The sequence below is a fragment of the Streptomyces sp. PL-29 genome (genome assembly GCF_058344425.1).
Genome location: NZ_CP136996.1, coordinates 6,669,158 through 6,681,281, shown reverse-complemented (window position 1 = coordinate 6,681,281; position 12,124 = coordinate 6,669,158). Strand labels below are relative to the sequence as shown.

The window sequence follows — 12,124 nt, the reverse complement described above, 5'->3', positions numbered from 1 at the left end:
CGCGCGCCCCCGGGTCCGGCGTCCTAGGCTGACGCCATGGACCACGCCGATGCCGCAGCCGCCGGATCACCCGCCGAGGCGGCGGCGGCCGCCGCCGCCCGGCTGAAGGAGCGGCTGTACGCGACCATCACCATGATCTCCGTGGTGATCGGTCTGGCGGTGTCGGAGCACGCCGACACCGCCGGGACCGCGGCCACGGTGCTGACCGCCGCCATCGGGCTGTGGCTCGCGACCCTCGTCTCCGACCAGCAGGCGCACCGCGTGGTCCACGGCCGGCTCGCCACCGGCGGGGAGTTGCGGCACATGCTCTGGGTCAGCAGCCCCCTCCTGCTGTCCGCCGTCGGTCCGCTCATCCTGATCGCCGCCTCCGCCCTGGGGGTGATGGCCCTGCAGACCGCCCTGTATGCCTCGGCAGGCGTGAGCGTCGCCTCCCTCTTCGGCTGGGGCTGGTACGGCGGCGTCCGCATGGGCGGCAGCGCGCCGCTCGCTGTGCTGGCCGGCGGGCTCGACGCCACGATCGGCCTGGCCGTCGCCCTGGTGAAGGCCGCGGCCGGCCACTGAGGCGTGCTGCGGCGAAGTGTTCGCTGGCTGCCGAAATCGTGGGGCATCCTGGGTGCATGAACGAGCTGCATCCCGGGTTCCCCCCGGACGCGCCCGCCCCCGCGGCCCGCGTGGCGGCCTTCGCCGCCGCCCTCGCCGACGAGACGCGCGCCGCCATCTGCCTGACGCTGCTGGAGGGGCGCGCCTGGACCGCCGGCGAGCTGGCCCGGATCACGGGGGTGGCGCCCTCCACCGTCTCCGGCCACCTGGCCCGGCTGTTGGAAGCCGGGATCTGCGTGACCGAGCGGCAGGGCCGCCACAGCTACGTACGGGTCGCCGACTCCGCGACCGCTCGGTTGCTCGACGGGCTGGCCGCCCACGCGGTCCCGGACCGGGACGCCGCGCACGCCGCGCCGGTGGTGGGCGCACCGGATCCGCTGGCCCGGGCCCGAACCTGCTACGACCACTTCGCCGGCCGGCTGGGCATGGCGGTGACCGACGCGATGGAGGAGCGCGGACTGCTGCGCACGGACGGCGTGTTCGAGCTGACCGAGGCCGGCCGCCTGTGGTGCGCCGGGGCGGGGATCCGGCTGGCCGGCGAGGGACGCAGGCGGACGGCGAGTTCCTGCCTGGACTGGACGGAGCGGCGCCGCCATCTGGGCGGTCTGGCGGGAGCGCGGCTGTGCGCACGGTCGCTGGAGGAGGGCTGGGTGGTGCGGCCGCCGGGCGGGGGGCGCGCGCTGGAGGTCACCGCGGCGGGTGAGCGGGCGTTCGGCGACCTGTTGGGGATCACCCGGCAGGCATGGGCGTAGACCGGATCCGGTACACCGACCCTCGCCCCGCCTCGACCCTTACATTTCGGTCGACGCCGAAATGTTGCGCCCCTAGAGTGGCGGCATGTCCTTCCGCTCGACTCCGATCCCGCCCGGCGTCCTCACGGCTGGCGCCGTCACCTTCACGGTGTTCGCCTGGGCCTCCGCCTTCGTCTCCATCCGCAGCGCGGGCGCCGCCTACTCCCCGGGCGCCCTCGCCCTCGGCCGACTGCTGGCCGCCTCGCTGGTGCTCGGCGCCCTGCTGCTGATCCGCCGCCAGGGCCTTCCGCCCCGCGAGGCCCGGCGCGGGATCCTGATCTCCGGCATCGTGTGGTTCTGCGGCTACACCGTCGCGCTGAACTGGGGCGAGCGCCTGGTCGATGCCGGGACCGCCGCCCTGCTCGTGAACACCGGGCCCATCCTCATGGCTCTGCTGGCGGCCCGCCTGCTCGGCGAGGCGCTGCCGCCGCGGCTGCTCGCGGGCATGGCCGTGTCCTTCGCCGGAGCGGTCGTCGTGGGCCTGTCCATGTCGTCCGGCGGCGGCTCCACCTCGGTCCTCGGTGTCGCCCTCTGCCTGCTCGCGGCGGTGGCGTACGCCAGCGGGGTCGTCGCCCAGAAGCCGGCCCTCTCCTTCGGCACACCCCTCCAGATCACCGCGTACGGCTGCATGACGGGGACGGCGGCCTGTCTGCCCTTCACCGGGCAGCTGCTCGACGAACTCCCCCGGGCGCCGGCCTCCGCCACCCTGAACATGATCTATTTGGGTGTGGTCCCCACCGCCCTCGCCTTCACCACCTGGACCTGTGCCCTGGCCCGTATGCCCGCCGGCCGACTGGGGGCGACCACGTACGCCGTCCCGGCCCTCGTCGTCCTGCTCAGCTGGGCCCTGCTGGCCGAGGTACCGGCCTGGCTGACGCTCCTCGGCGGCGTACTGTGCCTGGCCGGTGTGGCGGTCTCCCGGTACGCACCGCGGAGGGCTGCCGCCTCCCTCGACCCTGTCGACGGCGCTCCGCTCGCTCCCGCGGGAGGCAACCGAGGCTGAGGATCCTGACGGTCGGCGCCGGAAGGGGAACCGATCCCGGCCGGGACCGGCCGCCCTGCCACCGAAGGTCCGCGAGCACCGGCGGGCCTCGGGACACCCCGCGGCCCGCCGCTCGGCCCCCGCGACCCTCACCCGGATGCCCCGTCAGGTGGGCATCCGGGCCGCCGGGCCGTTGACTGGAAGGCCCCGGAACACTCTTGGAGGCGTGGTGGCGACGGTCGTGTGGGCGCGTGGGGCGGCAGGGATGGTGCTGGCTGCGGCGGTGCTCGGCGCCGCGGGATGCTCGGGCGGCGACGGCAGCCCGTCCGGCGCCGTCTCCAGTGCCGCGTCCGCGGTGAGGTCGGCGGGCGAGGCCGTCTCCTCGGCCGCCTCGGAGGCGGCGAAGGCCGCCGAGTCCGCGGCCGCCGTCGCGAAGGACAAGCTCGCCGAGGTCAAGAACGGGGCCGACGCCAAGGACCAGGTGTCCCTGGGCACCGTGTCGACCGACGCGGACGGATACACGACGGTGCCGGTCACCGTGCGCAACACCGACGACGGCGCGAAGTCCTTTGCCGTGCAGGTGGAGTTCAAGGACGCAAGCGGCAACCTCGTCGACACGGTGGTGGTGACGGTCTCCGACGTGGCCGGCAAGGACACCGGGGAGGGCACGGCCCGCAGCACCCACAAGCTGTCCGGCACGGTGACCGCGCAGACTGGCGCGGCCCTGCGCTACTGAGCCACCGAGGCACCGAGGCACCGAGGCACCGAGGCACCGAGGCACCGAGGCACCGAGGCACCGAGGCACAGGGTGGCCACGCGGCCGCCGGAGCGCCCGCAGGGCGGGGAATCCCGGGCCTCCCGGCACGGCGCCGGCGGTGGCCCGGGCGGCCCGACCGCCGTTCGTCGGCGCGGGACCACACGGCCCGCTCCCGCCCATGCCCCCAGGCCGCTAGGGTCGGACCCATGGCTTCGACGGATGTCTCCCTGCGTCCTGTGCGCCCCGGCGATCTGCCCGCGTTCTTCCGGCACATGAGCGATCCCGAGTCGCATCGGATGGCGGCCTTCACCGCGCAGGACCCGACGGACCGGGCGCACTTCGACGCACACTGGAGGCGCGTCCTCGCCTCGCCTCAGATCGTCAGCCGCACGGTACTGGTGGACGGCGCCGTGGTCGGGCACGCGGCCGTGTACGGCGATCCGGGCGAGCGGGAGGTCACGTACTTCATCGATCGCCCCCACTGGGGGCGCGGCATCGCTACCGCGGCGCTGCGGGCGCTGCTCACCGAGGTTCCCGAACGCCCGCTCCTGGCCAGGGCTGCGGCGGACAACGTCGGATCGGTGCGTGTCCTGGAGAAGTGCGGTTTCAAGGTCGTCGGCGAGGACCGGGGTTTCGCGAACGCCCGGGGAGCGGAGATCGACGAGTTGGTGCTGCGGCTGGACGGCTGATCACCCGCGCCCCGGTCGTCTGCGAGCTCCACGTGATTCCGCGGAAGGTTCCCGGCCGGAGCCGCGGCGGAGGCAACCTCCCGGGCGCCCGCCACGTCCTCTCCTGCAGGACCCGCCGGCCCGGACGGCGCGTGCACTGCGGAGAGGACATCTGATGAGTGAGAAGGCCCGGCGGCTGTTCGACGCCCTCGACCTCGACCAGGACGGCACCCTGACACGGGCCGAGGTGATCGGTGCGCTGCGCTCCAAGGGACCGACCCTCGCCGCACAGGGGGCGATCCCCTTCTGGGGTGTGGGCGACACCGAGGCGTCCTCGGCGCTGTTCGACGCGGCGGACCAGAACGGCGACCGGGTGCTGAGCTTCGAGGAGTTCGCGGCCGTGGTCGACCGCCGCTTCGGCTGGTAGCCGCCGCACCGCCCGGCGGGCGGCCGTCCCGCGTGCGGCGCCCGCCGGGCGGCGGGAGAATGGCCTGGGCGGCGGGGCGCCCAGCGGGCGGTTACGGCCCCGGCCGGCCCGCGGCAGGGCCGACCGGACGGGGCGGACGAGTCAGGTGATCGCACATGTGCCGGTGGCTGGCGTATTCGGGAACCCCCGTGCTGCTCGACACCATCCTGTACAAACCCGCCCACTCCCTGATCGACCAGAGCCTCCACTCGAAGCTGGGTGTGGAGACGACCAACGGCGACGGCTTCGGTGTCGGCTGGTATCCGGACGGCGGCGGCGACGGAACGCCCGCCCTCATGAAGGACGTCGGTCCCGCCTGGAACAACCGCAATCTGCGGGAACTCGCCGACCACGTCACCTCCCCCGTGTTCTTCGCCCACATCCGGGCCTCGACGGGTACGGCGGTGCAGCAGACGAACTGTCACCCGTTCCGGTACGGCCGCTGGATGTGGATGCACAACGGGGCCATCGCCGGCTTCCACGCCATGCGGCGGGACCTGGCCATGCTCGTCGACCCGGCGCTGTACGGGGAGATCGAGGGCACGACGGACTCCGAGCTGATGTTCTACCTGGCGCTCACCCACGGCCTGGAAGAGGACCCTCCGGCCGCGGTCGCCAGGATGGTGGGCGTGGTCGAGCGCGTCGGCCGCGAGCACGGCGTGGAGTTCCCGATGCAGATGACCGTGGCCGTCACGGACGGAACGGCCGTGTGGGCCTTCCGCTACTCCAGCCAGGGCGCCTCCCGGTCGCTGTTCTACAGCAGCCGGGTGGACACGCTGCGCAGGCTGCACCCCGACATCCTCTTCCTGCAGGAGGCCTCCGACGAGACCCGACTGGTGGTGTCCGAGCCGCTCGGCGACCTGCCCGGCGCGTGGAACGAGGTCCCGGAGAGCAGTTACGGCGTAGTGCGGACGGGTGAGGATGGGCTGTACCCGTTCACCCCGCTGGCGGCCTGACGTCGGCGGCCGCTGCCGCGCCGGCCCGCATGCCGGACTCGGTGCGCGGCGACGGCACGGCGGCGGCGGTGACGACCCGGGGCAGGGCGTAGGGGTGCTTCTCGGCGAGCCAGGCGACCAGTCGCTCCCGTACCTCGCAGCGGGCGGTCCACAGCCGGTCCGGGTCCTTGGCGGTGACGATCGCCCGTACCACGATGGTGGTGGGCGTGGTGTCGGTGACGGAGAGGCCCCAGCCACGGCCGTCCCACGCCTCGCAGCTGTCCAGGATCTCCTTCAACTGCTCGCGCATGAGGGCGACGGGGGCGGTGTGGTCGCAGTGCAGGAAGACCGTGCCGGTCATCTGGATGCCGCCGCGCGACCAGTTCTCGAAGGGCCGCGAGGTGAAGTACGAGACGGGCATGGTGATGCGGCGCTCGTCCCAGGTCCGCACGGCGATCAGGGTGAGTGTCACCTCCTCCACCACGCCCCATTCGCCGTCGACGACGACCGTGTCGCCGATCCGCACCATGTCGCCGAACGCGATCTGGAATCCGGCGAAGACGTTGCCGAGGGTGGACTGTGCCGCGACGCCCGCGACGATGCCGATGAGGCCGGCCGATGCCAGTACGGACGTGCCCACGGCCCGGAAGGCGGGGAAGGTGAGCAGCATCGCGGCCGCCGCGACCACGGCGACGACGGCGGTGACGATCCTTCTGATGAGCGTCACCTGGGTACGGACCCGGCGCACCCGCGAGGGGTCGCGGGTGCCCAACGCGTAGCGGGCGTAGGAGGATTCGACGACGGCCGAGGCCACACCGACGACGCACCAGGCGCCCGCACCGATCAGGACGAGCGTCAGGGTCCGCCCCACGGCGGTCTCGTGGTCCCGCAGCGGCTGCCACGCGATCTGGCGGTAGGACCCGCGCAGCACCGCCGTGAAGAGCAGCACGCGAACCGAGGGCCCGCAGCGGCGCAGCATGTTCCACAGCGGTGTCTCGGGGTGGCGGGCGTCGGCCCGCCGCAACAGCATGTCGGTGAGGCGGCTCAGTACGAGGGTGAGCACGACGGAGCCGCCCAGGACGGCCAGCAGTCGCAGGAAACTGTTCATGACTCCCCGGTGTCCGGTTTCGGGAACGGTTGGGGGCGGCCGGGCTCGACGCAACATCCGGCCCGGCCCCCCGGGTCCTCGGACCGCGGGTCAGTCGTGCAGCATCTCCTCGCGCAGGCTCTCCAGCGTGCGGGCGAGCAGACGGGAGACGTGCATCTGGGAGAGGCCGACCTCCTCGCCGATCTCCGCCTGGGTCATCTCCTGGCCGAAGCGCAGCTCCAGGATGCGGGTACTGCGCTCGTCCAGGCCGGCGAGCAGGGGTGCCAGGGCCTGCCGGTCCTCGACGGCCTCCAGGGCGGGGTCGGGGCCGCCGACGGTCTCGGCCAGGGAGCGGGCGGGCTGTCCGCCCGCGGCGGCCCCGGTGCGGCCGGTGTCGGACTGCTGGGGCGCGTCGAGGGACTGGGTGGAGTAGCCGTTGGCGGCGAGCAGGCCCTCCCGGACCTCGTCCTCGGTGAGGCCCAGGTGGGTGGCGAGTTCCCCGGGAGTGGGGGCGCGGTCCGTCTCCGAGGTCAGTTCCTCGGTGGCCCTGGCCAGCACCAGGCGCTGCTCCTGGAGCCGGCGCGGGACCCGTACGGCCCAGGTGGTGTCGCGGAAATGGCGCTTGATCTCACCTGTGATGTACGGCATGGCGAGCGTGGTGAACTGGATGTTGCGCTCGGGGTCGTACCGGTCGATGGCCTTGATCAGGCCGATGATGCCCACCTGGACGATGTCCTCGTTCTCGGGGCCGCCGGGGCGGTCGCGGAACGGCCGTGCGGCGAAGTTCACCAGTGAGATGTTCATCTCGATCAGCGTGCCGCGCACGTACTGGTACTCGCGGGTGCCCTCTTCGAGGCTGCGCAGGCGCTCGAAGAACACCCGGGTCAGCTGCCGGGCGTCGCAGGTCGACAGCTCCCGCGGACAGGGCACGTCGGGCAGCCCGCTGAGCGCGGGTCCGGCCACGGCGCCGCCGTCGGGGGCGGCGGCCGCGGTGGGGGGCGTGGTCGGGGCCGTGGCCCCGGTCGTGGCCTCGGTCGTGGCCGTGGTGGTCATCGTCTTCGCTCCTTGGGCACAGGTGCTTGCGGCGCGTTGTGCGATTGCTCGCTCGTTGCTCGGTCGGTGCGGAAGTCCCCTTCCGCTCCCCTGCACCCTGCCCGGCGCTCGTACACACGTCAAGTTATACCGGAAAGACTTTTCGGGATTTGCTTTTCGCGAGTCTCCACTCAAGAATGTCGGGGTGGAGAACGAGCACACGGGGTCCCGCCGGAACCACTGGACCTTCCTGACGAACCACGCCCGGGTCCTGATCGCCATCGCGCGCGACCCAGGTGTCCGGCTGCGCGACATCGCGGCGGGCTGCGACCTCACCGAGCGGACCGTGCAGGCCATCGTCACCGATCTGGAGACGGACGGGTACCTCACCCGCACGCGGGACGGCCGCCGCAACCGCTACGCCATCGCCCCCGGTGCGCGCTTCCGCCACCCGGCGGAGGCGGGCCGCGAGATCTCCGGCCTCCTGGCCTTCCTCGCGGGGCCGCCGGACCCGCCGCCCGCCACCGGCTCCGCGGACGGCGCACCCGACCACGACGGGGTCCTGCCCCAGCGGTGACCCCGGTCTAACGGTCCGCGAGCAGTCCCTCGAAGAACTCCCAGTCCAGGCGATCCGCCTCCGCGCCGGCCGGGACGGCCGCCCACGTCCTCTCCAGCCAGGACGCGAGCCCCGCCCGGTTCAGCACGAAGAGGGCGTACGGCGGCGCCGTCCCCAGCCGCAGCAGGACGTGTGCCCCGCGGTCGGGCCCGGCGGTCGGCCGGATCCGCACCTCCCCCGTCCCCGCCAGGGTGCGCAGCCCCCTGGCCAGGAGGTCACGGCCGATCACCCAGGCCACGGGATCGGCGCCGACCGGGTGGAAGGTGAGCTCGACGTCCAGTGGGGCACGGGCGGACCAGTGGAACGTGGCGCGGAGGGGGAACCGCAACCGGTTCCGGACCTGGTGGATCCCGGTCGTCCAGGTCAGTTCCTGCTCGGGGCGGCGGGGCCGGTGGTCCATGACGACTCGTCTCTGCAAAGGGGCGGCGGGCGGCCGGGACGGGAGAGGATCGGTCCGGCCGGAACGGCACCGGCGACACCGGCTGCCATGGCTCGTCTGCTCCCCCGCCCGCATCCGAAACAGCAGTGCGGGCCATTGGAGGGAACGGCGGACGTGTCGGCCCGGACGGGCCCGGCCCCGCGCGGATAGTCGTACCGGGCACCCTCGGCCGGCCGCGGTCCGTTGTGGCATGCCCCAAGCGACAGCGCCGAAGAACGGGGCCGGAGATGAAGAAGTCCGTAGTGTTGTGCGCACTGGTGGCGGGCCTGGCGCTCGGCCCGTTGGGCGGCGTGAGCTGGGCCGCCCAGCAGCAGACCGCCGCTGAGCCCGACTCGGCCGCGCCCCGGGCCGCGTATCCGGTCGGCGAGGTGGTCTCGGACGCACCGCTCCACGTGCGCCAGAAGCCGACGGTGTACTCGGGCATCGTCAAGTCGCTGCGCCCGGGTCAGCGCGTGCTCCTCAACTGCCAGACGCGCGGCGGGTGGGTGGACGGCAACCCCGTGTGGTACCGCCTCCAGGGCTCCAAGGGCTGGGTCTCGGCCCGCTTCGTCCACAACCACCAGCCGGTCCGCCCCTGCTGACGCGCCCTCGGCCCACCGGCCCCGTCACGGCCCCGTCACGGCCTCGGCTCGCCGGCCTCCCGGCCGTCGACGTACGTGGCCACCACCTCGATGCCTCCGATCCGCGACACGTCGACGTGCCGCGGGTCGTCCCCCAGCACCACCAGGTCGGCGCGCTTGCCAGGAGCGAGGCTGCCCGCACTGTCCTCCCAGCGGCAGGCGCGGGCTCCGGCGACCGTGTAGGCGTACAGGGCCTCGTCGACGGTGATGCCCTCGCCCGGGCCGATCAGACGTCCCGACCCGGAGGCACGCTCCACCATGAACTGGACGCCGCGCAGCGGGGAGCCGTCCGCCACCGGGCGGTCGGAGCTGCCGACCAGCGGGATGCCGTGGTCGAGGAAGCCCCGGCCGCGGTACAGCCACGGCGCCCGCTCCTCGCCCGTGATCGCCGCGTAGTCGTCGCCGAAGCAGCGCAGGAAGTGCGGCTGGACCACCGCGCTGAGCCCCAGCCGGGCGAAGCGCGGGAGCTGGTCGGGGCGGATCAGGCCGGCGTGCTCGATGCGATGCCGGGCGTCGGGCCTGGGTCGCAGGCGCTGGGCGTGCTCCAGGGCGTCCAGCGCCACGTCGGCCGCGCGGTCGCCGATGGCGTGCACGGCGAGCTGCCAGCCGGCGAGGTGGCCGTCGACGATGGACCGTGCGAGGACCTCGGGATCGTCCTGCAGCCCGCCCGCGTGCCCCATGCCCTCGTACGGGGCGCTCAGGGCGGCGGTACGGGCCATCATCCCGCCGTCAGTGAAGATCTTGAGGGCCCCCACGGACAGCCAGTCGTCGCCGAAGCCGGTGCGCAGGCCGAGGTCGAGGGCCCTGGGGATGCCGTCGGCTTCGTGCGCACCGACCGGCCGCAGCACGTCGGCGGAGACCATCAGCTGAACCCGCAGCGGCAACAGTCCCTTGTCCCTGGCGAGTTGGTAGGCGCCCAGTTCGACCGGGGTGTGCCCGAAGAGGGCACCGCCGATGCCCGCCTCGGCGCAGGCGGTGACGCCCTCGGCCAGACAGGTGCGGGCCGCGCGCCCGATGGACTCGGCCAGCTCCTCCTGGGAGTACGGAAGCCGCAGCGCGCGGGCGGCCCCCATGGCGGCCTCCACGAGGAATCCGTTCTCGTGCGGGACGTCCGCGGCGAGCAGGTCCAGGACGGCGGTGTTGACGACGCAGCCGTGCCCCGAGTCGTGCAGCACGTACAGCTTGTGCCCCTGACTGACCTGGTCGAGCTCGGCGGCGGTCAGGTGGCGGCCCAGGGCCCGCTGGTCGTAGCCGACGACGCTCACCCAGGATCCGGGCGAGTTCCTGGCCGCGACCGCCCCGGCCACGACGGCGAGGGCGTCATCGATCCGCGTGCAGCCCGTCATGTCGGGGGCGTTCTGCCGGAATCCGGTCCAGGGCAGGTGCACGTGGGAGTCGATGAACCCGGGGAGCACCGTGGCGCCTTGGAGGTCGATCACCTCGCGGGCGGGCAGGGAGGCCACGGCCTCGTCCAGGCCGACGATGCGGCCCCGCCAGATGCCGAGCTCGCGGGCGAGCGGGCGGTCCGGGTCCATGGTGAGAAAGCGGGCGTTGGTCAGCCTGGCGCAGAGCATGATGTGGTGCCCCCGGAACGTGGTCGGTCGGCGCCTCCGGCATGCCGGAGGCGGGGGGAGGTCAGGCATCCATCGAGCGGGCGAGGGAACGGGGGCGCAGATCGGTCCAGTTCGCCTCGACGAAGTCCAGGCACGCCTCTCGGGTGTCCTCGCCGAGGGCGACCGTCCACCCGCCGGGCACGTCGGCGAAGGACGGCCAGAGCGAATGCTGGCCCTCGTCGTTGACCAGGACGAGGAATCGACCCTCGGCGTCGTCGAAGGGATTGGTGCTCACGGCCATCGCCTCCCCGGAACGTCAAGATTAGGTTAGGCTCACCTCATTGCGTGGAGCCTAGCCCCTCCCCTTGCCGCCCACAAGGAGGCCCGCATGCGCCGGACCGAGGACGTCTTCGCCGCCTACGGACTGCCGGGCGAACCGGGTTGCGAGGCGTTCTGGGCCGCGGCGGGGGCCCCCGCGTCCGTCCCTGCGCGGGACGGCGGATGGACGACCCTGTTCCTGTGGCGCGGCTGCCCGGCGAGCATCGGCTTCGAGAGCTGGTCGGAGCCGGTGGCGCTGGACCGGTGGGGCGAGACGGACTGCTGGTACGCGGAGGTCCCCATGCCCGCGCGGCTGCGGGTCACCTACCGGTTCCTCTCGGACGGCGCGGCTTTCGCCGACCCGCTCAACCCGATCGGGGCGGGCGGCGAGCGGTCCATCGCCGCGACCCCGGACGCACCGGCCCAGCCGTACTGGCCCGTCCTCGGCCCCGGCGCCGGCCAGGTGCTGCCGCTTCCGCGGACCCGGGTCCGCTGGACGAGCACCCGCCTGGGCGGGCGGCGCACCGTACGGGTCCACCCGGCGGGCGGCGGCGGACCGGTGGTGCTGCTGCTCGACGGGGACGACTGGCTCTACCTGCATCCCGCCATGGCGGCGTTCGACGCGGCGGTCACGGCCGGCGCGATGCCGCCCGTCACCCTCGTCTTCCTGCCGACCAGGGACCGGGAGGCCGAGTTCGGATGTCGGCCGGCATTGTGGGAGGCGGTACGGGACGAGTTGCTGCCGCTGGTCGCGCAGACGGGCCTGCCCGTCCGCCCGGACGGCCTGGTGGTCGCCGGACAGAGCCTCGGCGGGCTGAGCGCGATGTACGCGGCGCTGGAGTTCCCGGACCTGGTGTCCCGGATCGCCTGCCAGTCCCCGTCGCTGTGGTGGGCGCCCGGCGCCGAGGCCCTGCCGGACCCCCTGTCCGGCCCGCTCGGCGGCGCGGTCGCGGCGCGCCTGCGCGAGCGCGTGGACCTGTCGGGACTGCGCGTCGCCTTCGACGTCGGGGAACACGAGACGCGGATGCTGCCCCACTGCGCACTGGTGGAGGGCCTGACCGCCCGCGCCGGTGCGACCGTGCGCGTGTCGCGGTCCCCCTCGGTCCATGACCGCGCCTCCTGGCGGCACGCCCTGGTCCGGGACGTCGCGTGGGCGCTGGGTCACCACCACGATCCGGCGGACGTCGACTCCGGTCGCCCGCGCCGTACCTGACCGTTGGTCATGGTGCCCAGAGGTGCCCGGAGGTACCCGGCGGCATC

15 protein-coding genes are annotated in these 12,124 nt (G+C 73.6%); 10 read left to right on the top strand and 5 right to left on the bottom strand.

Annotated features, from left to right (window positions below):
• Window positions 1-36: 36 nt before the first annotated feature.
• From R4Z63_RS30385 to R4Z63_RS30355, 7 genes are all read left to right on the top strand, one after another.
• Complete coding sequence (locus tag R4Z63_RS30385) at window positions 37-561, top strand: hypothetical protein (RefSeq protein WP_384449266.1); 525 nt, start codon at window positions 37-39, stop codon at window positions 559-561.
• Window positions 562-617: 56 nt separating this feature from the next.
• Window positions 618-1,352 carry an ArsR/SmtB family transcription factor gene (locus R4Z63_RS30380; protein WP_384449264.1) on the top strand — a complete coding sequence of 245 codons (735 nt, stop codon included), beginning with the start codon at window positions 618-620 and terminating at the stop codon, window positions 1,350-1,352.
• Between the two features lie 85 nt (window positions 1,353-1,437).
• A complete protein-coding gene (locus R4Z63_RS30375; protein WP_491522612.1) occupies window positions 1,438-2,394 on the top strand; it encodes a DMT family transporter in 957 nt (318 codons plus the stop codon).
• 205 nt (window positions 2,395-2,599) lie between these two features.
• Window positions 2,600-3,109: a hypothetical protein gene (locus tag R4Z63_RS30370; protein WP_236647478.1), complete on the top strand. Its 510-nt coding sequence runs from the start codon at window positions 2,600-2,602 to the stop codon at window positions 3,107-3,109.
• Between the two features lie 227 nt (window positions 3,110-3,336).
• Complete coding sequence (locus R4Z63_RS30365) at window positions 3,337-3,819, top strand: GNAT family N-acetyltransferase (protein WP_384449258.1); 483 nt, start codon at window positions 3,337-3,339, stop codon at window positions 3,817-3,819.
• A 103-nt stretch (window positions 3,820-3,922) separates the two neighbouring features.
• Entirely contained in the window at window positions 3,923-4,225 is a 303-nt protein-coding gene (locus R4Z63_RS30360) for an EF-hand domain-containing protein (RefSeq protein ID WP_370466667.1), read from the top strand.
• A 155-nt stretch (window positions 4,226-4,380) separates the two neighbouring features.
• Window positions 4,381-5,220 carry a class II glutamine amidotransferase gene (locus tag R4Z63_RS30355; RefSeq protein WP_037917053.1) on the top strand — a complete coding sequence of 280 codons (840 nt, stop codon included), beginning with the start codon at window positions 4,381-4,383 and terminating at the stop codon, window positions 5,218-5,220.
• On the opposite strand, the gene R4Z63_RS30350 is transcribed toward R4Z63_RS30355, so the two are convergent.
• Both R4Z63_RS30350 and R4Z63_RS30345 read right to left on the bottom strand, forming a co-directional pair.
• The gene (locus R4Z63_RS30350; protein WP_078555932.1) at window positions 5,201-6,307 is read right to left on the bottom strand and encodes a mechanosensitive ion channel family protein; all 1,107 of its coding nucleotides are present in this window, start codon (window positions 6,305-6,307) and stop codon (window positions 5,201-5,203) included. The two genes, R4Z63_RS30355 and R4Z63_RS30350, sit on opposite strands and share 20 nt — an antisense overlap.
• 90 nt (window positions 6,308-6,397) lie before the next feature.
• Entirely contained in the window at window positions 6,398-7,339 is a 942-nt protein-coding gene (locus tag R4Z63_RS30345; protein ID WP_078555930.1) for a SigB/SigF/SigG family RNA polymerase sigma factor, read from the bottom strand.
• A gap of 184 nt (window positions 7,340-7,523) precedes the next feature.
• Between R4Z63_RS30345 and R4Z63_RS30340 the strand changes: the two genes are divergently transcribed.
• Window positions 7,524-7,895, top strand: coding sequence for a helix-turn-helix transcriptional regulator (locus R4Z63_RS30340; protein ID WP_037917051.1), 372 nt, complete (start codon window positions 7,524-7,526; stop codon window positions 7,893-7,895).
• Window positions 7,896-7,902: 7 nt separating this feature from the next.
• Here R4Z63_RS30340 and R4Z63_RS30335 read toward each other — a convergent pair whose 3' ends face one another.
• Window positions 7,903-8,334: an SsgA family sporulation/cell division regulator gene (locus tag R4Z63_RS30335; protein WP_384449253.1), complete on the bottom strand. Its 432-nt coding sequence runs from the start codon at window positions 8,332-8,334 to the stop codon at window positions 7,903-7,905.
• 266 nt (window positions 8,335-8,600) lie between these two features.
• On the opposite strand from R4Z63_RS30335, the gene R4Z63_RS30330 reads away from it, so the two are divergent.
• Window positions 8,601-8,954: an SH3 domain-containing protein gene (locus tag R4Z63_RS30330; RefSeq protein WP_384449250.1), complete on the top strand. Its 354-nt coding sequence runs from the start codon at window positions 8,601-8,603 to the stop codon at window positions 8,952-8,954.
• A 35-nt stretch (window positions 8,955-8,989) separates the two neighbouring features.
• On the opposite strand, the gene R4Z63_RS30325 is transcribed toward R4Z63_RS30330, so the two are convergent.
• The gene (locus R4Z63_RS30325) at window positions 8,990-10,567 is read right to left on the bottom strand and encodes an amidohydrolase (protein ID WP_384449247.1); all 1,578 of its coding nucleotides are present in this window, start codon (window positions 10,565-10,567) and stop codon (window positions 8,990-8,992) included.
• 61 nt (window positions 10,568-10,628) lie between these two features.
• Window positions 10,629-10,841, bottom strand: a complete 213-nt coding sequence (locus R4Z63_RS30320; RefSeq protein WP_037918340.1) for an MbtH family protein — start codon at window positions 10,839-10,841, stop codon at window positions 10,629-10,631.
• A 93-nt stretch (window positions 10,842-10,934) separates the two neighbouring features.
• Between R4Z63_RS30320 and R4Z63_RS30315 the strand changes: the two genes are divergently transcribed.
• Entirely contained in the window at window positions 10,935-12,077 is a 1,143-nt protein-coding gene (locus R4Z63_RS30315) for an alpha/beta fold hydrolase (RefSeq protein ID WP_384449244.1), read from the top strand.
• Window positions 12,078-12,124 lie beyond the last annotated feature (47 nt).

Excerpts from the sequence above, each read along its gene's own strand:
- R4Z63_RS30365 (WP_384449258.1), top strand. The coding sequence starts at position 3,337 with ATGGCTTCGACGGATGTCTCCCTGCGTCCTGTGCGCCCCGGCGATCTG.
- R4Z63_RS30330 (WP_384449250.1), top strand. The coding sequence starts at position 8,601 with ATGAAGAAGTCCGTAGTGTTGTGCGCACTGGTGGCGGGCCTGGCGCTC.
- R4Z63_RS30315 (WP_384449244.1), top strand. The coding sequence starts at position 10,935 with ATGCGCCGGACCGAGGACGTCTTCGCCGCCTACGGACTGCCGGGCGAA.
- R4Z63_RS30355 (WP_037917053.1), top strand. The coding sequence starts at position 4,381 with ATGTGCCGGTGGCTGGCGTATTCGGGAACCCCCGTGCTGCTCGACACC.
- R4Z63_RS30350 (WP_078555932.1), bottom strand. The coding sequence starts at position 6,307 with ATGAACAGTTTCCTGCGACTGCTGGCCGTCCTGGGCGGCTCCGTCGTG.
- R4Z63_RS30325 (WP_384449247.1), bottom strand. The coding sequence starts at position 10,567 with ATGCTCTGCGCCAGGCTGACCAACGCCCGCTTTCTCACCATGGACCCG.
- R4Z63_RS30335 (WP_384449253.1), bottom strand. The coding sequence starts at position 8,334 with ATGGACCACCGGCCCCGCCGCCCCGAGCAGGAACTGACCTGGACGACC.
- R4Z63_RS30375 (WP_491522612.1), top strand. The coding sequence starts at position 1,438 with ATGTCCTTCCGCTCGACTCCGATCCCGCCCGGCGTCCTCACGGCTGGC.
- R4Z63_RS30380 (WP_384449264.1), top strand. The coding sequence starts at position 618 with ATGAACGAGCTGCATCCCGGGTTCCCCCCGGACGCGCCCGCCCCCGCG.
- R4Z63_RS30385 (WP_384449266.1), top strand. The coding sequence starts at position 37 with ATGGACCACGCCGATGCCGCAGCCGCCGGATCACCCGCCGAGGCGGCG.
- R4Z63_RS30345 (WP_078555930.1), bottom strand. The coding sequence starts at position 7,339 with ATGACCACCACGGCCACGACCGAGGCCACGACCGGGGCCACGGCCCCG.